This window comes from Pseudomonas sp. LTGT-11-2Z (assembly GCF_003691445.1).
GTDB lineage: Bacteria > Pseudomonadota > Gammaproteobacteria > Pseudomonadales > Pseudomonadaceae > Aquipseudomonas > Aquipseudomonas monteilii.
This window is the reverse complement of record NZ_CP033104.1, coordinates 4,067,518-4,090,188: the sequence shown is the minus strand read 5'-3', so window position 1 is coordinate 4,090,188 and position 22,671 is coordinate 4,067,518. Positions and strand designations below refer to the sequence as shown.

Below are 22,671 nucleotides of genomic sequence, written 5' to 3'. Positions count from 1 at the left end.
GCAATCATGAAATGTGCGTCATCTATGCCTGACGAATCGCGGAGCAATGCTACGCTCGCGGAAATACTCAGCACGGATACCCACCATGGAAATGCACTGGCACCAGGCTTTGCAAGAGAGCCTGAGCTGGCTGGCAATCGCCTCGTTCATCACCCTAGTCTGCTTCGCGGCAGCCGCCACACTGGCCGTGCGCTGCACGCGATGGGGCAGTCAGTTCTGGCAGCTTGCCGGGCCCTATTTCAGTTTCAGGCGCAGTTGGCGGCCGCTGTTGGTGTTCGCGTTGCTGCTGGCGTTGACACTGTTCTCTGTACGGCTGAACGTGCTGTTCTCGTTCTGGTACAACGGCTTCTACAGCGCCTTGCAGGGCCTTGATCAAACCGCGTTCTGGTACTTGCTTGGCGTCTTTGCCGTACTGGCTACCATTCATGTGTTGCGCTCGCTGTTCACGTTCTATGTAACCCAGGCATTCAGCATTCATTGGCGGGTCTGGCTCACCGAGCGCCTGACCCACGACTGGATGAAAGGCGATGCCTACTACCGCGGCCAGTTCCTCGCCGAACCGGTGGACAACCCCGACCAGCGTATCGAACTGGATATCAACGCCTTCGTCACCAGCTCGGTGAGCCTGGCGTTGGGCGCGGTTAGTGCGCTGGTTTCGCTCGTGGCATTCACCGGCATTCTCTGGGGGCTGTCGGCGCCGCTGACGGTGGCCGGGGTGGAGATCCCCCGGGCGATGGTGTTTGCCGTTTACCTGTATGTCATCGTCGCCACCTGGGTCGCCTTCCGCCTCGGGCGCCCATTGATCCGCCTGAATTTCCTTAACGAAAAACTCACTGCGAACTTCCGCTATGCGCTGATGCGCTTGCGTGAAAACGCCGAGAACATCGCCTTCTACCAAGGTGCTCAGGTCGAGCGGGGCACCTTGCTGGGCCGCTTTGCTGCCTTGATCGTGAATGCCTGGGCGTTGGTGTTCCGAAACCTCAAGTTCAGTGGTTTCAACCTGGGCGTCAGCCAGGTTGCCGTGGTGTTCCCGTTCATTCTGCAGGCGCCGCGTTTCTTCAGCGGCGCGATCAAGCTGGGCGACGTCATGCAAACGTCCCAGGCATTTGGCCAGGTGCAGGATTCGTTATCGTTCTTCCGTGAGTCGTACGATGCGTTTGCCCAGTACCGGGCGACCCTCGACCGTCTGACCGGTTTTCTCGATGCCAATGAGCAGGCGAGCGCATTGCCACGCGTCCTGACCGAAGACCAGGCGCATGCCCTGCAGATCACCCGCCTGCAGGTGCTGCGTCCGGACGGGCACGCCCTTATTGCCGACCTGGACCTGAGCCTGCACGCGGGTCAGGCGCTCTTGATCAAAGGGCCATCGGGCAGTGGTAAAACCACGCTGCTACGCGCCCTGGCGGGCCTTTGGCCGTATGCCGAAGGTGAGGTCAGGCGGCCAATGGGCCATCAGGCACTGTTCCTGTCGCAGCGCCCGTACCTGCCTCTGGGTGACTTGCGTACTGTCATTGCCTACCCGGCAGCCTGCAAGCCTGAGGATGAGGTGCGGATGCAGCAGGCGTTGCGCCAGGTCAACCTGGCTCACCTGGCCGAGCGCCTGGACGTCAGTTGCGACTGGTCACACATTCTTTCGGTGGGTGAGCAGCAGCGTCTGGCATTCGCCCGGGTACTGTTCAACCGGCCGCAGGTGGTGTTCCTTGACGAGTCCACCTCGGCGATGGATGAGGGCCTCGAACATGCCTTGTATGCGTTGTTGCGCTCGGAAATGCCGGGGGCACTGCTGGTCAGTGTCGGCCACCGCAGCACGCTGGCAGCGTTCCATACCCATCGGCTGGAAGTAGATGGGCATGGCGGTTGGTCATTGCTGGAGCAGGAGGCTGCGCTGGCCTAGTTTGTATCCGGGTGCTGATCACCGTCCAGCATGGCGATCAGCCGGGCTCCTTCCAGGCTCAGCGCAGCAGTGTCAACCCCGCCAGGGTGGCACCAGCGAACCCCGCGCCGACCAGAAAGGTTGCCTGAAATCCTGCACCATCCCACAGCAACCCGGCTACCACGCTGGCGGCCAGCAGTGCCACGCCGGTCAGCAGGTTGAACAGGCCGAAGGCGGTACCACGCAGGTTGGCCGGGGCACTGTCGGCGATCATGGCCGCGAAGACACCTTGGCTGAAGCCCAGGTGCAGGCCCCAGGCCGCAACCCCCAAGGCCAGCCCGCCCCAGCCCGGTAGCAGGGCGAGCAGCAGGTCGGCAGCTATCAGCAAACCCAGCCCGGCCTTCAGCACGCCTCGGCGCCCCACCCGGTCCGACAGTACCCCGGCAGGGTAGGCCGACAGTGAGTAGGCCAGTGCCATCAAGACCAGCACCGCCGGTGCCCACAGCGGTGCCAGGCCCATGTCCTGGGCACGCAGCAGCAGGAACGCTTCGCTGAAGCGGGCGAGGGTAAAAAACGTTGCCAGGCCGATCAGTCGCCAATACGACGACCCGAGGTGCACCATCTCGTGCAGTGCCAATGGTGTGCGTACCGGCCGTGCGGCAGGTGGCGTTTCAGGTTCGCGAACGAAGGCGATGAGAATGTACACCGCTACAAATGCCGGGATCACCGCTACCCAGAACACGGTTTGGAAATGGCTCGTGGTCAGCCACATCAGCAAGATTGCCAACAACGGCCCGAGGAAGGCGCCCACGGTATCGAGCGCCTGGCGCAGGCCGAACGCAGCGCCCCGCAGCTCGGCGGGGGTGACATCGGCCACCAGCGCATCGCGCGGCGCCCCGCGAATACCTTTGCCGACCCGGTCCACGAAACGTGCTGCGGTCAGCCACTCCAGCCCGGAGGCAATGGGGAACACCGGCTTGGTCAGAGCAGCCAGGCCATAGCCGAGCACCGTCAGCAGCTTGCGCTTGCCCAGCCGGTCGCTGAGGGCGCCGGAAAACACCTTGGTGATCGATGCGGTCGCTTCGGCAATGCCTTCGATAACGCCCACCGCTACTACCGACGTGCCGAGCACGGTAACCATGTACAGCGGCAGCAGCGCGTGGATCATCTCCGATGAGATATCCATGAACATCGACACGAAGCCCAGCGCCCAGACGCTGCGAGGGATCTTCGACAGGCTTCTGGTGGTGTGTGCAGAGTGGCTGTCTTCATTACTGCGCATCTGGGTTCTCGACGGAGTTGCTACGTTCGAAACTGTAGGAGCCTCCGTGCAGGATGCAAACCGATGGGTGGTTAACTGCTCTATCCCGGGTTTCAGCAAAGTTCCGTTACAAACATGTAAACTTCGTAAATAAGATTTACTCGCATTTGCATCTCTCTATATTTACCTCCCATGTTGGCCACCAAACTGTGTTTGTGGGGCCGGTGGGCGAGGGCCCCCGGTTTCCGACAGGGATGTGCCTTTTCGCTCATGAATCGCAGGAGATGTACCCATGCAGTGCAGAACTTCACCCAATAGCCTGGCCCTGGCGTTCGTCGCGCTGGCGTCGCCGGCCATGATGGCCACCACGGCTGAAGCCGAGGAGCAGCGTGCGGGTGAGGTGCTGGAAGTACCGGTCGCCGACAACGCGCTGGTGATCCAGGACACCCTGATCACCGCCGAGCGAGAGGCGCGCCAGGCCTTGGGCTCGTCGATCATCACTGCCGAAGATATCAAGCGCCACCCGCCGACCAATGACCTGTCCGACATCATCCGCCGCGAGCCCGGCGTCAACCTGACCGGCAACAGCGCCAGCGGCGCGCGGGGCAACAACCGCCAGATCGATCTGCGCGGTATGGGCCCGGAGAACACCTTGATCCTCATCGACGGCAAACCGTCCAGCGCACGCAACGCCGTGCGTTATGGCTGGAACGGCGACCGCGATACCCGAGGTGAAACCAACTGGGTGCCGGCCGAAGCGGTCGAGCGCATCGAGATTCTGCGCGGCCCGGCTGCCGCACGCTACGGTTCCGGCGCCATGGGCGGGGTGGTCAACATCATCACCAAGCGCCCCACCGACGAACTCAAGGGCAGTGTCAGCCTGTATACACAACTGCCAGAAGACAGCGCCGAAGGCGCCAGCCGCCGCGCCAACTTCAACCTGGGCGGCGGCCTTACCGACAACCTCGGGTTCCGCCTGTATGGCGGCTTGGCCAAGACCGACGCCGACGACTTCGACATCAACGCCAGCCACGCCAACAGCGCATTGGTTGCCGGACGCGAAGGTGTGCGTAACAAAGACATCAATGGCTTGCTGAGCTGGAAGCTCAACGACGAGCACCGCCTTGAAGCCAGCGCAGGCTACAGCCGTCAGGGCAACATCTACGCGGGCGACACCATGAACAGCAACGGCGGCAGCGATGTCGCGTTGATTTCCGCCCTGTATGGCCACGAAACCAACATCATGCAACGCAGCACGTACGACCTGACCCACTTGGGCGACTTTACCTGGGGCACCAGCAAGACCACCCTGGCGTACGAGTACGTGCGTAACTGGCGCCTAAACGAGGGCCTGGCCGGTGGCCCGGAAGGGGCGATCAACGACAGCGGCGCGGCGATGTCGCGGCTGCGCAACACCCGTTTGAGCAGTGAGGTCAACCTGCCGTTCGCCATGGGCAGCACTGAACATGTGCTGACCTTGGGCGGTGAGTACTTGTACGAGTCGCTCAACGACCAGGGTTCGTTCCGCCCGCAAAGCTTCGATCCCAGCGGTTCGGGCAGTGATGCGATCAGCGGCTTCGATCGCAGCGATACGAAGATGACGGCCAGAAGCTATGCGTTGTTCGTCGAGGACAATATCGTCCTGGGTGATACGACCGTGACGCCCGGCCTGCGCTTTGACCATCACGAGATGTTTGGCGACAACTTCAGTCCAAGCCTGAACCTGTCGCACAAACTGACCGAGGCACTGTCGGTCAAGGGTGGCATTGCGCGTGCCTACAAGGTACCGAACCTGTACCAGTCCAACCCCAATTACCTGCTTTACAGCCGTGGCCAGGGCTGCAGCGTGCAGCAGACCAACTCCGGCGGCTGCTACCTGCAAGGTAATGCCGACCTCAAGCCAGAGATCAGCGTCAACAAGGAAGTCGGCCTGCTGTACGACCGTGGTACCTGGCGTACCAGCGCGACCTACTTCCGCAACGACTACAAGAACAAGATCATCGGCGGGACCGATGTGCTCTACGCCATTAACAGCGGTCGCCGCGTGACCCAGTGGGAGAACGCGGGCGAAGCGCGGGTGGAAGGTATCGAAGGCAACTTCTTCATCGAATTGACACCGACCCTGGACTGGAACACCAACCTGACCTGGATGCTCGACAACGACAACCGCGAAACCGGCGAGCCGCTGTCGGTGATCCCGGAGTACACCGTCAACACCACCCTCGACTGGCGCGCCACCGAGCAGCTGTCGTTCCAGGTAGCGGGCACCTACTTTGGCAAGCAGAAGTCACCGACCTACAACTACCGCACCCAGCAAGACTACGACAAGACCGCGCAGCAGGACGTCGAGGCGTATGGCCTGGTGGACGTGAGTGCCGGGTACAAGTTCAACGCCAACTACGACGTGCGGGTAGGCGTGAACAACGTGTTCGACAAGCAGATCCTGCGTGGCGGCAACGCCAGCAGCTCGGGGGCCAACACCTATAACCAGCCGGGCAGGGCGGTGTTTGCTGCGCTGAATATCAACTTCTGATCCAAGGTGCCGCTGTGCGGCCCATTCGCGGGTGAACCCGCTCCACACAGGTACCGCGTTGCCCTCACGGCTGGCGCGATCCCTGTGGGAGCGGGTTCACCCGCGAGTGGGCGGACACATTTTTCAAGGAAGCCAAATGCCTAAATTCTGCGCCTGGCTACAGATCTTCTCTCGCAGCACCGCCGCACTGCTCGGCGGCTACGCCCTGAGCTACGCCGCCACTGCCTGCCTGGCCCGCATCCTGCCGCTGTCTGCCACCGACGCGATCATCGTCGCGACCCTGCCCGCGTTCATTTTCTATACCGCCACCATCCTCTGGGCCTTCGCCAGCCGTGATGCCTTGCGCGCCTGGGCGCCGCTGGCACTGGCCGTGCCCCTGGCCTTGGTCGGTTTCTGGCCGCAGATACTGGAGCGCCTGGCATGAAAAACACCTTCACCCAGTCGATGGCCTGGCTGCACACCTGGGCCGGGCTGATTTTCGGCTGGCTGTTGTTCGCCATCTTCGTTACCGGCACGCTGGCAGTGTTCGACAAGGAGCTCAACCACTGGATGCAGCCGGAAATCCCGGCCACTCAGGTGTCCCAGGCTGTCGCCGCCCAGCGTGCCATCGCCTACCTGCAGGCCTATGAGCCGAAGGCCGGCAACTGGGGCATCAGCTTGCCGAGCGAGCGCTCGCCAGGCCTGCGCGTGTCCACCGGCGAGCGGCGCCACGGTGGCGGCGTACAGCTCGACCCGCGCACCGGCGAAGCCATGGAGGTGCGTGACAGCGTTGGCGGTAACTTTTTCTTCCGCTTCCACTTCACCCTCGACCTGCCGCGCAACTGGGGCATCTTCGTGGTCGGCGCGCTGGCGCTGGTGATGCTGGCTGCATTGGTGACCGGCATTGTCATCCACAAGAAGATCTTCAAGGAGTTCTTCACCTTCCGGCCGAACAAGGGCCAGCGCTCGTGGCTGGATTTTCACAACGCCAGCGCGGTGCTGTTGCTGCCGTTCCACCTGATGATCACCTATACCGGCCTGGTGATCTTCATGCTCATTTATATCCCTGCCGGGGTGGATGCACTTTTCGCCGGTGACACCCGCGCCTACTTCCAGGCACAGGGTAATGCCCGCCTGGAGCAGCCCCGTGGCCTGGCCAGGCAGCCGGCCACCCTGGTCGATGTGGCGCCGTTGCTGGCCCAGGCCGAGGCGCGGCTGGGGCCTATTGGCGGCTTGAACATTCGCAACCCCAACACTGCAGCGGCGCGTATCGAAATCCGCCCCGAACTGGGCAACCGCATCGCCCTCGCCAGGGGGCAGGCCATGGTTTTCGACGGCGTCAGCGGGGCGTTACTCAGCGACGTGTCTGAATGGCGTGCGGCGCCGCTGACCCAACGGGTCATGGTCGGCCTGCACTTCGCCCAGTTCGGCGGCTACCCGATGCGCTGGCTGTACTTCATGTGCGGATTGATCAGTTGCCTGATGATCGCCAGCGGCCTGGTGCTGTTCTGCGTGAAGCGTGGGCGTAAATACGCCAGCGCCACCGCCGAAACATCGGCACGGCGTTGGTACCGGCTGGCCGAAGTGTGCAACGTGGGCTTTATCAGCGGCCTGCTGCTGGCATGCGTCGGGCTACTGTGGGCCAGCCGTTTGCTACCGGTGGATTTGACGCAGCGGGAAAGCTGGGAAGTACGCGCGTTCTTCGGTGTATGGCTGCTGGCGCTGTGGCATGCCGGCGTCAGGCCGGCGCGGCGCGCCTGGATCGAACAACTGCTGCTGGCGGCATTGCTGTGCATCGGTCTGGGTGCATTTGGCGGCCTCGAAGACACGATGCGCCTCGGCGTAGCGGGCTGTGCGCTGGTGCTGGGGGTGTTGCTTGGTCTGGTGGCCTGGCGGGTGTGGCAAGTACAGCCAGCGCAACGGAAGACCAGGGTAGGTCGGCAACAGGAGGTCAAGGCATGATGATGTGGATCATAGGTGGCGTGTTGTTCGCCTACGCCGGCATGCTTGGGCTGTGCCAAGGGCTGGAGCGGCATTACAAGCAGGTGTGGAATCGGGCGTGCCCACGCGTATTGCGTATCGGCCTGCGCAGCGCCGGTTGGTTGGCGTTGCTGGCCAGCCTGGTGCTGTGCGCCCAGGCCTGGGGTTGGGCCATGGGGCCGGTGGCCTGGTTCGGCGTGCTGTCGCTGGCGGGGTTGCTGCTGGTGATGCTGCTGCCGTACTGGCCGCGGATGGCGATGGGGTTGGTGGCTGCGGTGCCGGTGTGGGGGCTGGTTTCGCTGATAGCTTGACCGGGCCTGATCGCGGTAAAGGCTGCTACGACATAGTTGCAGCCAAAAGCTTCGCAGCGTGTTAAACCATGGGCCCAGCCTGCTGCGAGAGAGCCCCGGTGAAAGCCGTCCGCCTGACCCTGATCTGCCATGCCCTGACCCCGGCCCAGAAGGCCGGGCGTCTGCACCGAACAGATGACGGCATCTTGCCGTTAACGCAACAACCCGACGCCATGCTGCCCGGCATGCAGCTGCTGGCTGCGCCAGAACGGCGAGCCTGCGAGACCGCTACGTGGTTGTCGGGGCAGGTGCAGGTCGAACCGGGCTTGGCCGATTGCGACCTGGGTCACTGGCAGGGGCTGGCGTTGAAGCAATTGCAGGCTGAGCAGCCTGAGGCTTTGGCGCAATGGTTACAGGACCCGGCCAGTGCGCCGCACGGGGGGGAGTCGTTCGCCGCCCTGTGCCAGCGCCTGGCCGCCTGGCTGGCAGCGTTCGACAGGCCGGGCGATTGGCTGGCGGTGACCCACCCCATGGTCATGCGCGCTGTGTTGGTTCAGGTGTTGGGGTGCCCGATGAAGGCCAGCCAGCGTATCGACGTGCTCCCCCTGTCACGCCTGGATCTGAGCTTTACCGGGCAGTGGCGACTGCGCCTGGAATGAGGCTCAGAACGCCAGCTTGTAGCCGATCAGCAGCAGCATCGCCGCCAGGCACGGGCGCAGCACCCGGTCGGAGATGCGCCCGGTGAGGTGGCTGCCCAGGTAGATGCCTGGCAGCGAGCCCAGCAGCAGGTAGCCCAGTAGCGACCAGTCCATGTTGCCCATGCCCGCGTGGCCCAGGCCTGCTACCAGGGTAAGGGGTACGGCGTGGGCGATTTCGGTACCGACCAGGCGGCGGGTGACCAGGAACGGGTACAGCAGGAACAACGCCACAGTGCCCAGGGCGCCAGCACCGATGGAGGTGAGTGTGACCATTACCCCCAGCACAACGCCGGTGAGTACGGTGAGGATGTTCAGGCTGCGATCGCTGAGGTGGTAGTGGTCACCGGCATGACGGCTGGCAAAGGCCTGCAGGCGCGATTTGAACAGGATGGCCAGCGCGGTCAGGATCAGCACCACCGCCAGGCCTTGCTTGATGATGGCATTGAGCGCCGAGGTGTCGGTGTGCAGGGTGCTGAGGAACCACAGGGTCAGCGCAGCGGCGGGCACGCTGCCCAGGCTGAGCAGGCCGGTGATTTTCCAGTCGATGTTCTTCTGGCGCGCATGCACCCAGACGCCACTGGCCTTGGTGATGGCCGCATAGAGCAGGTCGGTACCGACGGCCGTAGCCGGGTTGATGCCAAACCACAACAGGATCGGGGTCATCAGCGAGCCGCCACCGACGCCGGTCATGCCGACGATGAAACCCACGACCAGGCCAGCAATGGTGAAACCAAAAGAACCTACATCCATACGCTACTCGACTGCCCAACTTTGCCCGTTATCGGATGCAGCCAGCATATAGATTTTTTAATAGCCAAATAGACTTGTTCGTTATTAGGTTATAACCGAGGCGGATTAACGATCCGTCATCACCACCATCACATGCGCATCGCCGCCGTCTTCGCTTTCGGACAGGTAGATATGCCCCACCTGGCTGTCGAAGTACGCCGTTTCCTGTGGCCCGATGCTCACCGCTTCGCCGGTTTCGAACTCGATGCGCACGCGCCCGCTTAGCACCAGGGCGAACTCTTGCCCGGGGTGGCGGATAAAGTCGTCGAACTGGCCGCGTTCACGGGCGATGATGCGGGCATAAGCCGGCGTCATGCGTCGCTCGGGGAAGTCGCCGGCGATCGGGTGGTAGTCATAGGTGCCGGTCGAGTAGCCCGCTGCCGCCGGTAATGAATCGACCACCACGGTCACGGGCACCGGGGCGTTGACCGTGGCACCGGAGCGGAACAACTGGGCAATATCGACATTCAGCGCCCGCGCAGCGGCGGCGAGCTTTTCATAACTGACTGACACCTGTGCCAGCTCCATCTTCGACAAGGTGGACAGCGGTACGCCACTGGCTTCGGACAATTGCTTGAGGGTCATCTGGCGCGCCTTGCGCACCTGGCGCAGGCGCTGGCCGACTACGGCGCGGTCAAGCAGGGGTAGGGCAGCGGGCATTCAGCGTTCTCGGCATACGGCGGTGGTCGGGCATCTTACCTTGGACACTTGCGCATTTCTAAATTCTCATATATTAGAATTCTCATAAATGATAATTTGCTTGTCAGGAGCGTGCATGACCCCGATCTACGACACCCTGATCATCGGCGCCGGCATTGCCGGTGCCTCGCTGGGCTATCGCCTGGCTGGCCAGCAGCGGGTGCTGCTGATCGAGCGCGAAGCACAGCCTGGCTACCATTCCACCGGGCGTTCGGCGGCCATGTTCATGGAGGCCTACGGCACTGCGCAGATCCAGGCGCTGACCCGCGCCAGCCGGGCCTTTTATGAAGCCCCGCCGGAAGGCTTCTGCGAGCACCCGCTGCTGGAGCCGCGCGGCTGCCTGTATGTGGCCAGCGTGGAACAGCGCGAGCTGCTTGAGCAGACCCACGCGCAGAACCTGGCCAATGGCACCGAGGTCAGCCTGCTTGACCGTGATGCCGCGCTGGCACTGGTACCCAGTCTGCGCGGCGAAACCCTGGCTGGCGCAGTGCTGGAGCCGGGCGCGATGGACCTTGATGTGCATGCCTTGCACCAAGGCTTCCTGCGCGGTTATCGCGCTGCCGGGGGTGAACTGCGCTGCAACGCCGAGCTGATCCAGGCCGTGTACCTGGACAACCTGTGGCAGGTGGAATTGGCTGGTGGCAGCCGTCTGCAGGCACGTCAGCTGGTCAATGCCGCGGGTGCCTGGGCGGACTGTGTGGCCGAGCAATGCGGTGTGGGGCGCATCGGCCTGCAACCGTGCCGGCGCAGTGCATTCACCTTTCCGGGCCCTGCCGACCAGGACTTCGCCCGTTGGCCAGCGGTAATTGGTGTCGATGAAAGCTTCTACTTCAAACCCGACGCCGGGCAATTGCTCGGTTCGCCTGCCAACGCCGACCCGGTCGAGCCGCAAGATGCTGCGCCGGAAGAGCTCGATGTGGCGTTGGGCATTTACAACATCGAAAGCATGACCACCTTGAAGATCCGCCGCCCCAGTCACACCTGGGCCGGGCTGCGTTCGTTCGTTGCAGACGGCGACCTGGTGGTGGGTTTCGATGCATACGCCCCTGCGTTCTTCTGGCTGGCGGCGCAAGGTGGCTATGGCATCCAGTCGGCAGCGGGGGCTTCGCGCCTGGCCGCCGACCTGCTGCTTGGCCAACCCCTGTGCTCTAGCCTTGTCAGCCAGGGTGTGGCGCCCGAGCGTCTGTCCCCGGCCCGTTTCCAGCAACCTTGAAAGGAGCATCCCATGAGCAATGACATCCAGCGTTTTCCCAGCAGCCTGCCGTTCCCGTTTTCCCGTGCAGTGAAGGCCGGTGGTTTTCTGTTTCTCTCTGGCCAGGTGCCGATGAGCGCCAGCGGTGAAGTGGTGCGTGGTGACATCCAGGCCCAGACCCGCGCCGCCTGCGAGCGCATTGCCGAAAGCCTGGCGGCTTGCGGCGCACGTTTCGACCAGGTGGTAAAGGCCACGGTATGGCTGTCGGACATGAGCCACTTCGCCGGTTTCAACGAGGTGTACAAGGAGTTCTTCGGTGCCGCGTTGCCGGTGCGCTCGACAGTGGCCTCGGCGTTGGCGCTGGGAGTGGACGTGGAGATTGAAGTGCAGGCGTTTGTCGGCGATCTGTAACTGAGCAGAGGCCGCTCCCGCAAAAGCGATGCGGTGGCAGCAAAACAACAACAATAAATCCAGAGGTTCACATGCAAGAGCAGCTGAAGATTGCCGGCGCATTTGTCGGCGTGATCGTGGGGGCGGGCTTCGCTTCGGGGCGGGAACTGTTGTTGTTCTTTGTCGATTTCGGTGTGTGGGGGTTGGTGGGGGCACTGGTCAGTGCAGCCCTGTTTACCGTCCTTGGCATGGCCCTGGCCGGGTTGGGCAACCGCCAGCAGGCCACCTCGCACAAGGACGTGATACAGGCCATCTGCGGTCGCTACCTGGGCCTGTTTGTCGACTGGCTGATCACCTTTTTCATGTTTGCCGTCACGGTGGTCATGCTGGCCGGTGGGGGCGCGTTGCTGGAGCAACAGTTCGGCATTCCGGCACTGACCGGCAGCGTGTTGGTGACGTTGGTGGTGGTGGCGATTGTGTGCCTGGACGTGCGCAAGGTGATCCTGGCCATCGGTGCCATCACACCGCTGTTGATCCTGGTGGCTTCGGCGATTGCACTGTACGCCGTGTTTACCCGTGAACAGAGCTTCGCCGCGCTCGACCAGCTGGCCAGCCAGCAGCAGGCCGGTACCCGGCACTGGCTGTTGGGCGCGTTTCTGTATGTGTCGTACAACATCGTTGCCGGTGCGCCGATTCTGGCCATTCTGGGGGGCTCGGCCAAGGGCGAGAAAACTGCAGTGTGGGGTGGCCTGCTGGGGGGGGCGGCGTTGGGCGGCCTGATGCTGGTGATGAGTGCCGGGCTGTTGTCGCGCCTGGACAGCGTGGCCGACTTGCCCATGCCGATGCTGTCGATTGCCAACGAAGTGTCACCGCTGCTGGGGGTGGTGATGTGCCTGATCATCTTCGGCATGATCGTCAACACGGCAGTGGGTACGTTGTTTTCGTTTCTTTCGCGGCTGCTGCCGGCGGGCACCGCAACGTTCCGCTGGGGTTCGGTGATAACCGGGGTGGTGGCTTTTGGCTGCAGCCTGGTGGGGTTCATCAGCCTGGTGGGGGAGGTGTACCCGTTGTTTGGCTACCTGGGTTTCGTGCTGATGGCGGCGGTGTTGCTGGCCTGGGTGCGGCGGGACAGGGCCACGAAAGCGGCTGTGGCATAAAAAAAGGGGCGCACAGCGCCCCTCTTCGGGTCCATCAGATTCTGAAGCTGCCCACCAGCTGCTTCAAGCGCCCGGCCTGCTGGGCCAGCTGGTCGCAATGACGCAGGGTTTCGTTCAGGTTTTCCACGCCCTGCTGGTTCAGGGCGTTGATCTGGGTGATGTCCAGGTTGAGGCTCTCGACCACGGCGGTCTGCTCTTCGGTCGCGGTCGCCACGGACTGGTTCATGCCATCGATTTCGCCAATGCGCTGGGTCACGCTGGCCAGGCGTTCACCGGCCTGGTTGGCTACCTGCACGGTCTGCTCGCTGGACACCTGGCTGGTGTTCATGGTGTGCACCGCTTCGCGCGAGCCTACCTGCAGGCTGGTGATCATGCGGTGGATCTCTTCCGCCGACTCCTGGGTACGGTGTGCCAGGTTGCGCACTTCGTCGGCCACTACGGCAAAGCCACGGCCGGCTTCACCGGCACGGGCCGCCTCGATCGCGGCGTTCAGTGCCAGCAGGTTGGTCTGCTGCGAAATACCCTTGATCACGTCGAGAATCTTGCCGATTTCGTCGGTGCTGGCGTTGAGTGTTTCGATCTGCGCGCACGACTCGCTGATGCGCTGCGACAAGGCGGTCATGGCACTGATCGCCTCTTCTACCACTTCACGTCCGCCGTGTGCCTGCTCGCTGGCGCCGCTGGCATGCTGCGAAGCATCGGCGGCGTTGCGGGCGATTTCCTGGGTGGCGGCGCCCAGTTCGTTGATGGCCGCCGCCACGCTGTTGGTGCGCATGCTCTGTTCTTCCGAGCCGGTGATCGACGCGTTGGAAGCGCTGACCACTTTTTCCGACAGGTCGTGCACCAGGCGGGTGGCTGAGGACACTTCGCTGATCGAGGCATGGATGCGCTCGACGAAGCGGTTGAACGAGGTGGCCAGTTCGCCGAACTCGTCCTTGTTCTGCACGGTCAGGCGGCGGGTAAGGTCGCCTTCACCCTCGGCGATGTCGCGCATGGCGCGGCCCATGGTGGTCAGCGGGCTCATCAGCACCGGGATCAGCAGGCCAAGCAGGCCGGCGATGGCGGCCACGGCAATCAGCATGGCGATGATCGCCGAGGTGCGGAACTGGCTGAGTGCTGCGTAAGCCTTGTCCTTGTCAATCGACAGGCCGATGTACCACTGCGCCGACGGCAGGCCGGTTACCGGGGCGAAGGAAATGATGCGGTCCTGGCCGTTGAGGGTGACATCCTGCATGCCGGCGGCAATCCGCAGGTTGCTGCCGGGGTAGATGTCCTTGAGGTTCTTCATCACCTGGTCTTTGTCGGGGCTGACAATCACCTGGCCATTGGCGTCTGCCAGGAAGGCGTGGCCGATGCCGCCGAAGTCGACCGAGTTGATGATCTCGACCAAGGTGTCGAGGGTCACGTCACCGCCGACCACACCGATCAGCTCGCCGTTGCTTTTGCTCTTCACCGGGGTGGCGATGGTGACCATCAGGCCGCCGACCGCGCCTTGGTAGGGGGCGGTCAGCACGGTCTGCCCGGCGCTGGCGGCGGCGCCATACCAAGGGCGCTGGCGCGGGTCGTAACCGGCAGGCATCTGGGCGTCCGGGCGCTGGGTGAACGCACCGTTGGCCTGGCCCAGGTACGTGAACAGGAAATTACGCGTGTAGGACGGCTGCTCGATCAGCCCGGCCAGGGTCTCGCCGGCACCTTGCTGGCCGATGTCCTGGGCCAGGTTTTCCAGCACCAGGATGCGCCCGCTCATCCAGTTCTGCACGCTGCTGGCGGTCAGTGCACCGGATTGCTGCACCGACGCTTCGATGTTCTGGCGGATGGTGTTGCGTTGCAGGTAGTCGTTGTAGAGCGTGAACAGGGCAAATGCCAGGACCACGACGCCGCAGGCGCTGAGCAGGATCTTGTGGCGAAATTTCAGGTTCATGTTTCGAGACCTTGAGCCAATGAAGGGAGGGCGCAGCGCGCTCATGACGCACTGCGGGGCCTGTCGACCGGGATATCGGCTAAAGGGGTAAAAGATTGAAGTACTTACAGAAAATTCTTACGGCCGTTTCGACAGACGGTAATCAACGGTTACTCAACTGCTGGATCAACAGCCGTGCGGCTTGCTGCAGCGGTTGTTGCTTGCGCCACAAGATGTGTACCGGCAACTGCAACTCGTTGCGTGTATTGCGAAAACCCAGGCGCACCAGGCGTCCGCTGGCGAGCAGCGGCGCAACCCGCGACAACGGCAGGTCGCCCCAGCCCAGGCCTGCTTCCACCATTTGCAACGCCAGGTCGAAGCTGTCGGTTGACCAGTGCGCTGCACCGATCAGCGGGCGCGGGTCGGCCATTGGCAGGTCGCGGCTGCGCACCAGAATCTGACGCACCTGGGTCAGGTCTTCGAGGTAATGGATGCGCCCCTCGCGCAAGGCCGGGTGGGCCGGCGACAGAGTGGCCACCAGCGACTCCATGCCGATGTGCTGGAAGCCTCGGCGGGCGTCGACCTGCAGGCCTGCAAAGGCCACGCAGAGGTCGGCGCGGCCACTGTCCAGCAGGTGCAGGGCTTCTTCCTGCGGGGCGCTGAGCAGGGCGATATCCAGCAGCGGGTGGCGTTCGCCAAGGTGTGCGATAGCCGCCAACAGTGGCCGGTGGTCGATGTCTGGTACCACGGCCAGGGTCAGGCTGCTTTCCAGCCCTTGGGACAGCTCCAGTGCGTGTACCTGCAGCAATCCCAATTGTTCGCCAATCAGTCTGGCGTGTGGTTCCAGGGCCAGGGCTTGGGCAGTTGGGCGAACCTCACGCGAACCCCGTTCGAACAAGCTGTAGCCCAGTTCCGCTTCAAGGTTGCCGATAGCCATGCTCACGGCTGAAGGCACGCGCCTGAGGGCGCGCGCGGCGGCAGAAAACGAACCGCAGTCGAGCACGGCTAGAAAAAGCTGGATGTTGTCGCTGGAAAAGTTCATGGCAGCCTCCTGTCAGTTGATCTGACAGCTGCTGACTTTTGCTGTCAAGCATGGTGAAGCATGATCGCGCCCCATCGCTTTTTGTCATTGGAGGTAACCCCGAGTGCAGGGATTGAAACGCAAACTGGTCTACGTGACTTTTTATGAGCTGATCGGGTTGTGCATGTCGACCCTCGGGCTGGCTTACCTGTCGGACACCCAGGCGTCGCATACCGGGCCGCTGGCGGTGATGATCACCACCATCGCCATGCTCTGGAACCTGGTTTACAACACCTTGTTCGAAGGGTGGGAGAGCCGCCAGGCCAAGCGTGGGCGCAGCGTGGCGCGGCGGGTGGCGCATGCCATCGGCTTTCAGCTGACGCTGGTGGTTTACCTGATTCCGCTGATTGCCTGGTGGCTCGACATGACACTGGTGGAGGCGTTGCTGGTGGACATGGCGTTCATCGTGCTGGTCCCTTGCTACACCTTTGCCTACAACTGGGCGTTTGATCGGGTGTTCGGGCTGCCAAGTTCCGCGATGGCCGCTGCCTGACAGGTTGCCTGTACCGGCCTCTGCGCAGGTACAGGCAACCCCTAAGGCGGCAGGCGAATGATCAAAGGCTCTTGCTGCTGCTTTACCTGCTGCTCCGCAGGTTGTTCAACCGGTCGCGGCACACTGGCCAGCAAACTGTCCTCAACCTGCCCCGACAAGTAATACACTCCCGCCATGGCCCCGCTTTGGCGGTTTTCCATCAACTCTTGCCATTCCTGGTTCAGCGCGACGTTGAGGATCACCCGCAACTGTTCGACCATCTGCGGGTGTTCGCGGTCATGGGTCATCATGCCGTAGCCGGCCGCGGCAATCGAAATCATCGCCCCCGCCACCTTGCCCACCGCCGACGCTACGGCACTGGCGATGCCGCGCGGCGCCAGGGTAGCGCCGAGCTTTTCGCTGGCCTGGGTGGCCACCGAGTTCAACCCGACATCGGTTCGCCCGGGGCCTTTGCTGGCCTGCTCATGCAAGTGCTGGCGCATGGCTTGCCAGGCCGGTTGCTGGTCCAGCGACTTGGCCCGAAGCAACTGGTACAGGCTGGCATTACGCGCATCCGGCGGCCCCAGGTGGATGGCGGGGATGCGGTTGAGGCGCTGGCTGACCTGCTCGGGCGGCGCGTTGTAGCGGCTGATGATGGCGGGTAGCTGCTGGCCGAGCAGCTGCAGGTACAGCTCGCAGGCGCGGTCGCGAATGCCCTCGGGATTGATCTGCTCGGCCACCGGCTCGATCACCCGCTCGTGGTATTGCTCCTGCAGGTACAGGGCCAGGCGCTTTTCCGCAGGTTCACGGCCTTCGCCGCTGTCGAGCTTGTACCAGGCCACTTTGAGGGTGAGCCACTGCTGGGTCCAGTAACCGGTGAACCAAGGGATGAAGTCGCTTTCGGTGCGCTGTTGTACCTGTTCCTTCCATACCCGCATGGAGCGCCGGGCATAGTCGTTGGCCGAGCCGGCTGCGCCGACCGAAGCGTCGATCAGCTCCTGGTCGATGCGTTGCCAGGCGGCGGGCGTGAGCACCGCAGGCGTAGGCGGGGCAGGTGGGCGCTTGCCCGCGCAGCCGGCCAGGGCCAACAGCAGGCACAGCAACAGAAGGATTCGAGCACTCACGCAACCGCCTCCCTGATAGAGGCTGGGGTGGTTTTTGCAGTATAGGGTGGCGTGCGAAGTACTGCCGTGCACCTTATCGCTTAGGCGACGCAATCCCTGTAGGACCGCGTCAGCATGAGCGATCAATTCAGGTCGAGTTTTGCTTCCAGGCGGTCCAGGTGCTTGTGCATCAAGCCCAACGCCGCCTCGGCATCGCCTTGCTCCACGGCATCGATGATGGCCGCGTGTTCTTCCCATGCACAGTGGTCGCAACACGGTGATTCGTAGCGGGCGATGATCAGTGAGGTCATCGGCACCAGCCCATTGAGGAACCGTGCCAGCGGCGCATTGGCCGCCACCTGCGCCAGTTTCAGGTGAAACTCACCGCCCAGGCGGATCGCCGCGCAGCGCTCACCGCTTTCGTGGTGCTGGCGCTCGCGCTCTACCAGTTGCCGCAGCTGGCGCACCTGCGCCGGCCGTGCGCGCTGGGTGGCCAGGGTAATCAGCGTGGTTTCGGCCAGGCGCCGGGCGCTGAGCACCTGACGTGCCTGATCCGGGTCGGGCGCGGCCAGGTGCGCGGTGTGGCTGGGGCGCTGCACCACCACTTGCTGGTCGGACAGGCGCCCAAGCACACGACGAATCACGGTGCGACTGACACCAAAGGCATGCCCCAACGCCTGCTCGGGCAGCAGCGCGCCCGGGGGCAGGCGCTGTTCGAGAATGGCGTCGAACAGCCGGGGGTAGATCTGCTCGGCCGACAGGCGGGTTTCGCCGGCCGCAAGCAGGGCGGGCAGGTGAGGGGCGGCGTTCATGGTCGCTCTCCTGGGGTCATGGATGCGGGTGTTCGTCCGGGATGTTCAGCGAAATGCCCATGCGCTGGCCTTCGGCGAGGATGTGCTGGCGCATCTGGGCACTGGCCTGGGCGCTGTTGCGTTCACGTATGGCACGTACCACTGCTTCGTTCTCCTTTAGCCGCGCCGCCAGGTGCTCGGGCGAGTTGCGCAGCATGTCGGCGCTCTGTTTCAGGGCATTGCCGGTCTGCTGCACCACGCTCTGGAAGATCGGGTTGGTGGTGAGCGCGAACAGCGCTTCATGGAAGGCGATGTAGGCCTTCACGCCGGCTTCGCTGTCATCGGCCTCCAGCGCTTCGCGCATGTCCATCAGGGTCAGGCGTAACTGGCCGATGTCCTGGCTGTTGGCCGATTGCGCCACAAGGCCAACGATGAAGGGCTCAAGGGTGTAGCGCAGTTCCAGTACGTCGGCCAGGCTGGCCGCAGCGCTGGTGTCGATGCCGGGTTCCTGGAGGGTGGCATCGGCGTCCAGAACCAGTACGCCCTTGCCTGGCAACGAGCGGACCAGGCCCAGGGTCTCCAGCACGGTCACCGCTTCGCGCAGGCTAGGGCGGCTGATGCCCAGTTGTTCGGCCAGCTCGCGCTGGCCCGGCAGCATGTCGCCGGTGCGCCATTGGCCCCGGGCCAAGGCCTGGCGCAGTTTTTCCACCACTGAGTTGACGACGGTTGATGAGCTGATCACGGTTCGCTCCTGCAAGGGCCGGCGTGATCGCCGGCCGCTCTGGTTCAGAATTCCTGTTGATGGTGCGTGTTGGGCTGTTTGCGCGGCGTGGGGGCAAAGCCGGGCTTGCCGTCGAGCACGTTCTGCGCGCGCTCCAGGTCAATGTCCTTTTCCCAGCGGGCGATGGCCACGGTGGCCACGCAGTTGCCAATGAGGTTGGTCAATGCCCGCCCGATGCCCATGAACCAGTCCACTGCCAGCACCAGCACCAGGCCAACCACCGGAATCGCGGGTACGGCGGTCAAGGTGGCGGCCAGGATGACCAGCGCCGAGCCTGGGATGCCGTGAGCGCCCTTGGAAGTCACCAGCGACACCAGCAGGATGGTAAGCAGGTCGGTCATTTCCAGCGGCGTGCCGGTGGCGTTGGCGATGAACACGATGGCCAGGGTCAGGTAGATGGAGAAGCCGTCGAGGTTGAACGAGTAGCCCGTCGGGATCACCAGGCCGACGGTGGAGCTGCCAATGCCCAGGTGCTCCAGCTTGCGCATGATCTGCGGCAGCACGGCGTCGGAAGAGGCGGTGCCCAGCACGATGGTCAGCTCTTCACGCAGGTACTTGATGAGCGGCAACAGCTTCAGGCCCGACAGGCGCATGACCGTCCCCAGCACGATCAGCACGAAGCCGGCACAGGTCAGGTAGAACAGTGCGACCAGCCCGCCCAGGTGCTGCAGCGATTCCAGGCCGTATTTGCTGGTTGTGAAGGCGATGGCGCCGAACACACCGATAGGCGCCAGACGCACGATCATGCCCATGATGCGGAAGATCACATGGCTCAGTTCGTTGATCAGCCGCGAAATGCCGGCGGCCGAGTCACCCACCAGGTTCAGCGCGCTGCCGAACAGTACCGAGAACAACAGCACCTGAAGAATATTGTTGTCGGCGAAGGCACCGATCACCGAGGTAGGGATCAGGTCCATGAAGAACGCCGTGGCGCCGTGAATGTGCTGGCCGCGCTCGGCCAGGCCGTTGGCATCGGCGGTGGACAGCTGGTCCAGGTGAATGTTGGCACCGCTACCAATGCCACTGCTGAAGGCGAACACCAGGCCGATCACCAGCGCCAGGGTGGTCAGCACTTCGAAGTAGATCACTGACTTCAGGCCGATGCGCCCGACCTTTTTCAGGTCGCCCGCGCCCGAGATACCGCTGACCACCACGCAGAATACGATCAGGCCGATGAGCATCTTGATCAGCTTGATGAAGCCGTCGCCAAGGGGTTTGAGTTGCAGGGAAAGGTCGGGAAAGCTGAGACCGCAGGCGATGCCGAGGGCAAGGCCGAGCACGACTTGCAGGAAGATCGAACGCGAGCACCATTTAAGCATGGGATTGATCTCTGATCGGTGTCCTTGCTTCGGTAGCCGCACGGGGCGAAAGAGCGCAGGACTTAATTATTGTGGTCTTACCGGTTTGTTCAGCGCAGGGCCATAAAAGCGCGAAAAATCCGACTTTGCAAGGGTTTTCGGCCTTACCGGTCTGACCAGTTATGGGGCAATCTGACCTGCCAGGCTCTACTTCGGTGCATGCCGTGAAGTGGGTAGGCGCGAATCAGTTCAGGGCTTGGCCAGTGCCTGCTCCACTGCTGCAATCAGCTTGCCAAGATCCTTGGGCGGTGCGTTGTGAATGACGCCGAACAGGTACGCACGCTGCTCCTCTTCGTCGTCCGGCTCGGCGAAGAAGTCCTTGGGTTTGACGCCCAGCACCTGAGCAAACGCCATGAGTGCATCGATGCTCGGGGTATAGGTGCTGGTTTCGAAGCGGCTGATGGTCTTGGGATCGAAGCCGGTCCGTTCGGCCAGTTGTGCCTGGGTCAGGCCCGCCAGCTTGCGGTAGCGGCGCAGTGCGGTACCCAAAGCGGATCTCGTCATCACTTAATTCCCATTTAGAATCAAGAACTTAACGATATCTATCAGCATGGCGCAACGCCATGATTGATCACCTTTGTTTTATTTATGTGATGAATTTCGTAGAATTCACGGCTTGACCGGTCAGTCATCGTCAACATCCCTGTGGGGTTCGCCTCGTGCCCAACGGCGGGAAGCGCATGTGCCATTTGGAGCGGATCGCTACGGATCGGTTCCGATGGTTGTCGATGAGCTGAGTACCGGCACGTCAGTGAATGGAGTCTCATCGTGCGCCTCAACTTGCCGGTTACCCCGGTCGAGCAACGTTTTCCCCCTGATCAGCGGCTGATTTCTGCTACCGATACCGCCAGCCTGATCACCTACTGCAACCCCGAATTCGCCGCTATCAGCGGCTACAGCGAGGCCGAACTGATCGGCAGCCCGCACAACCTGGTGCGCCACCCGGACATGCCGCCGGCGGTGTACGCGTTGATGTGGCGCTACCTGAAAGCTGGCAAGAGCTGGATGGGCATCGTCAAGAACCGCTGCCGTAACGGCGACTACTACTGGGTCAACGCTTACGTCACGCCTATCCTCGAAGGCGGGCGTGTGGTCGGCTACGAGTCGGTGCGGGTGTGTCCCACGCGTGAGCAGGTGGCCCGTGCCGAAGCCCTGTATGCGCGGCTGCGCAACGGTCAGGCGGCATTGTCGGTGCCGCGTCGGCTGAACGTGCTGGCGCAGGCGCTGGCCTTGCCACTGGCGGGCGGGCTGCTGGCACTGGGCGCCAACCAGCTATGGCCTGGCCTGGTGGGGCAGGCGCTGACCCTGGGGCTGTTCCTGGCCTACGGCCTGTGGGCACGCGATGCCCTTGGCCGGCAGTTGCAGCAGGTTGTGCAAGGCGCCGACGGTGCCTTCGCCGATCCGGTTGCAGCCTTGACCTACAGCGACTTGCCGGGTGCCGCAGGGCAACTGCAACTGATGTTGATCAGCGAAGAGGCACGCCTGAAAACCGCATTGACGCGGTTAAGCGACCTGGCCGGGCAAATGTCCGTGGCCGCCCACGATGCCGGGCAGCTGTCGCGCGGCACTGAGGCCGCGCTGCTGGAGCAACGCGCCGAAACCGACCTGAGCGCCACGGCAATGAACCAGATGGCCGCCTCCATCGGTGAAGTGGCCAACCATGTCCAGTTGACCGCCGCCGAGGCACACACCGCGCACCTGCTGGCCGAGCAGGGTAGCCAGGTGGCAGATGCCAGCGGTGCAGCCATTCGTACCTTGGCCAGCACCGTGACGCAGATCAACCAGGCGGTCAGCCAGCTGGCCGGTCAGACCGGTGCCATCGCGGAGGCTACCGGAATGATCCGCGGCATTGCCGAGCAAACCAACCTGCTGGCCCTCAACGCTGCCATCGAGGCGGCGCGTGCGGGCGAGCAAGGGCGCGGCTTTGCCGTGGTCGCCGATGAGGTGCGGGCGCTGGCCGACAAGACCCGCCAGTCGACCCTGCACATCCAGGCCATCATCGATGCGCTGCGCAGTGGCGCCGAAGAAGCCGTGGCGATCGCCAGCCAGGGCATCGAAGGTGCCGAGCTGGGCGTTGCCCAGGTGCAGGAAGCGCGACAGGCGCTGCATGGCATTCGCGATGCGGTGCAGCGCATCAGCGACATGAGCCAGCAGATGGCGACCGCTTCGCAGCAGCAGTCGGCAGTGGCCGAAGACGTTTCGCGGCAGATCAACGGCGTAGCCGGTATTGCCCAGCACAGTGCCCACAGCGCCAACGCCGCTGCCTCGCGCGGCGCCGAACTGGAACAAGTGTGCGCCGGATTGCGCGCTCTGGTGGAGCGCTTCAACCGCTAAGGCAGGATGC

19 protein-coding genes and 4 pseudogenes are annotated in these 22,671 nt (G+C 63.3%); 12 read left to right on the top strand and 11 right to left on the bottom strand.

What is annotated here, in order from left to right; all coding sequences use genetic code 11:
* Positions 1 to 85: 85 nt before the first annotated feature.
* Positions 86 to 1,894: an ABC transporter ATP-binding protein/permease gene (locus tag D8767_RS19175; RefSeq protein ID WP_063977428.1), complete on the top strand. Its 1,809-nt coding sequence runs from the start codon at positions 86 to 88 to the stop codon at positions 1,892 to 1,894.
* Positions 1,895 to 1,952: 58 nt separating this feature from the next.
* On the opposite strand, the gene D8767_RS19170 is transcribed toward D8767_RS19175, so the two are convergent.
* Positions 1,953 to 3,155, bottom strand: coding sequence for an MFS transporter (locus D8767_RS19170; RefSeq protein ID WP_016714798.1), 1,203 nt, complete (start codon positions 3,153 to 3,155; stop codon positions 1,953 to 1,955).
* Between the two features lie 271 nt (positions 3,156 to 3,426).
* On the opposite strand from D8767_RS19170, the gene D8767_RS19165 reads away from it, so the two are divergent.
* The 5 genes from D8767_RS19165 (at position 3,427) to D8767_RS19145 (ending at position 8,575) form a co-directional block, all read left to right on the top strand.
* The gene (locus D8767_RS19165) at positions 3,427 to 5,667 is read left to right on the top strand and encodes a TonB-dependent siderophore receptor (protein ID WP_016714797.1); all 2,241 of its coding nucleotides are present in this window, start codon (positions 3,427 to 3,429) and stop codon (positions 5,665 to 5,667) included.
* A gap of 136 nt (positions 5,668 to 5,803) precedes the next feature.
* The gene (locus tag D8767_RS19160) at positions 5,804 to 6,091 is read left to right on the top strand and encodes a hypothetical protein (protein ID WP_016714796.1); all 288 of its coding nucleotides are present in this window, start codon (positions 5,804 to 5,806) and stop codon (positions 6,089 to 6,091) included.
* A complete protein-coding gene (locus D8767_RS19155) occupies positions 6,088 to 7,608 on the top strand; it encodes a PepSY domain-containing protein (RefSeq protein WP_016714795.1) in 1,521 nt (506 codons plus the stop codon). Before D8767_RS19160 ends, D8767_RS19155 begins: the two co-directional genes overlap by 4 nt.
* Positions 7,605 to 7,937: a DUF3325 domain-containing protein gene (locus D8767_RS19150; protein WP_016714794.1), complete on the top strand. Its 333-nt coding sequence runs from the start codon at positions 7,605 to 7,607 to the stop codon at positions 7,935 to 7,937. Before D8767_RS19155 ends, D8767_RS19150 begins: the two co-directional genes overlap by 4 nt.
* Before the next feature lie 98 nt (positions 7,938 to 8,035).
* Positions 8,036 to 8,575, top strand: a complete 540-nt coding sequence (locus D8767_RS19145; protein ID WP_016714793.1) for a histidine phosphatase family protein — start codon at positions 8,036 to 8,038, stop codon at positions 8,573 to 8,575.
* A 3-nt stretch (positions 8,576 to 8,578) separates the two neighbouring features.
* Here D8767_RS19145 and D8767_RS19140 read toward each other — a convergent pair whose 3' ends face one another.
* Together D8767_RS19140 and D8767_RS19135 are read right to left on the bottom strand one after the other, a co-directional pair.
* The gene (locus D8767_RS19140; protein ID WP_012271535.1) at positions 8,579 to 9,364 is read right to left on the bottom strand and encodes a sulfite exporter TauE/SafE family protein; all 786 of its coding nucleotides are present in this window, start codon (positions 9,362 to 9,364) and stop codon (positions 8,579 to 8,581) included.
* A gap of 105 nt (positions 9,365 to 9,469) precedes the next feature.
* Complete coding sequence (locus D8767_RS19135; protein WP_016714792.1) at positions 9,470 to 10,063, bottom strand: helix-turn-helix domain-containing protein; 594 nt, start codon at positions 10,061 to 10,063, stop codon at positions 9,470 to 9,472.
* A 115-nt stretch (positions 10,064 to 10,178) separates the two neighbouring features.
* On the opposite strand from D8767_RS19135, the gene D8767_RS19130 reads away from it, so the two are divergent.
* The 3 genes from D8767_RS19130 (at position 10,179) to D8767_RS19120 (ending at position 12,841) form a co-directional block, all read left to right on the top strand.
* A complete protein-coding gene (locus tag D8767_RS19130; RefSeq protein WP_016714791.1) occupies positions 10,179 to 11,315 on the top strand; it encodes an FAD-binding oxidoreductase in 1,137 nt (378 codons plus the stop codon).
* Positions 11,316 to 11,327: 12 nt separating this feature from the next.
* Positions 11,328 to 11,705 carry a RidA family protein gene (locus D8767_RS19125; protein WP_012271538.1) on the top strand — a complete coding sequence of 126 codons (378 nt, stop codon included), beginning with the start codon at positions 11,328 to 11,330 and terminating at the stop codon, positions 11,703 to 11,705.
* 71 nt (positions 11,706 to 11,776) lie between these two features.
* Positions 11,777 to 12,841 carry a membrane protein gene (locus D8767_RS19120; RefSeq protein WP_016714790.1) on the top strand — a complete coding sequence of 355 codons (1,065 nt, stop codon included), beginning with the start codon at positions 11,777 to 11,779 and terminating at the stop codon, positions 12,839 to 12,841.
* A 34-nt stretch (positions 12,842 to 12,875) separates the two neighbouring features.
* On the opposite strand, the pseudogene mcpA (D8767_RS29730) reads toward D8767_RS19120, so the two are convergent.
* From mcpA (D8767_RS29730) to D8767_RS19110, 3 genes and pseudogenes are all read right to left on the bottom strand, one after another.
* Positions 12,876 to 13,472: pseudogene (gene mcpA, locus D8767_RS29730) on the bottom strand (methyl-accepting chemotaxis protein McpA); the annotation flags it as partial.
* A 258-nt stretch (positions 13,473 to 13,730) separates the two neighbouring features.
* Positions 13,731 to 14,762: pseudogene (gene mcpA / locus D8767_RS29725) on the bottom strand (methyl-accepting chemotaxis protein McpA); the annotation flags it as partial.
* A gap of 142 nt (positions 14,763 to 14,904) precedes the next feature.
* Positions 14,905 to 15,783: a LysR family transcriptional regulator gene (locus D8767_RS19110; RefSeq protein ID WP_016714788.1), complete on the bottom strand. Its 879-nt coding sequence runs from the start codon at positions 15,781 to 15,783 to the stop codon at positions 14,905 to 14,907.
* A gap of 103 nt (positions 15,784 to 15,886) precedes the next feature.
* On the opposite strand from D8767_RS19110, the gene D8767_RS19105 reads away from it, so the two are divergent.
* Positions 15,887 to 16,315: a PACE efflux transporter gene (locus tag D8767_RS19105; RefSeq protein WP_016714787.1), complete on the top strand. Its 429-nt coding sequence runs from the start codon at positions 15,887 to 15,889 to the stop codon at positions 16,313 to 16,315.
* Positions 16,316 to 16,356: 41 nt separating this feature from the next.
* Here the strand turns inward: D8767_RS19105 and D8767_RS19100 are convergent, their stop codons facing one another.
* The 5 genes from D8767_RS19100 to D8767_RS19080 all read right to left on the bottom strand — a co-directional run bounded on the left by D8767_RS19100 (position 16,357) and on the right by D8767_RS19080 (position 20,831).
* Positions 16,357 to 17,418: a hypothetical protein gene (locus D8767_RS19100; RefSeq protein ID WP_016714786.1), complete on the bottom strand. Its 1,062-nt coding sequence runs from the start codon at positions 17,416 to 17,418 to the stop codon at positions 16,357 to 16,359.
* 122 nt (positions 17,419 to 17,540) lie between these two features.
* Positions 17,541 to 18,209 carry a GntR family transcriptional regulator gene (locus D8767_RS19095; protein ID WP_016714785.1) on the bottom strand — a complete coding sequence of 223 codons (669 nt, stop codon included), beginning with the start codon at positions 18,207 to 18,209 and terminating at the stop codon, positions 17,541 to 17,543.
* Positions 18,210 to 18,225: 16 nt separating this feature from the next.
* A complete protein-coding gene (locus D8767_RS19090; protein ID WP_016714784.1) occupies positions 18,226 to 18,930 on the bottom strand; it encodes a FadR/GntR family transcriptional regulator in 705 nt (234 codons plus the stop codon).
* 44 nt (positions 18,931 to 18,974) lie between these two features.
* A complete protein-coding gene (locus tag D8767_RS19085; RefSeq protein ID WP_016714783.1) occupies positions 18,975 to 20,288 on the bottom strand; it encodes a C4-dicarboxylate transporter DctA in 1,314 nt (437 codons plus the stop codon).
* Between the two features lie 228 nt (positions 20,289 to 20,516).
* Positions 20,517 to 20,831, bottom strand: a complete 315-nt coding sequence (locus tag D8767_RS19080) for a helix-turn-helix domain-containing protein (RefSeq protein WP_028699651.1) — start codon at positions 20,829 to 20,831, stop codon at positions 20,517 to 20,519.
* Between the two features lie 264 nt (positions 20,832 to 21,095).
* Here D8767_RS19080 and D8767_RS29720 point away from each other — a divergent pair.
* Together D8767_RS29720 and D8767_RS29715 are read left to right on the top strand one after the other, a co-directional pair.
* Positions 21,096 to 21,377 (top strand): annotated as a pseudogene (locus D8767_RS29720) (PAS domain-containing protein); the annotation flags it as partial.
* Between the two features lie 789 nt (positions 21,378 to 22,166).
* Positions 22,167 to 22,661 (top strand): annotated as a pseudogene (locus D8767_RS29715) (methyl-accepting chemotaxis protein); the annotation flags it as partial.
* Between the last annotated feature and the right edge of the window lie 10 nt (positions 22,662 to 22,671).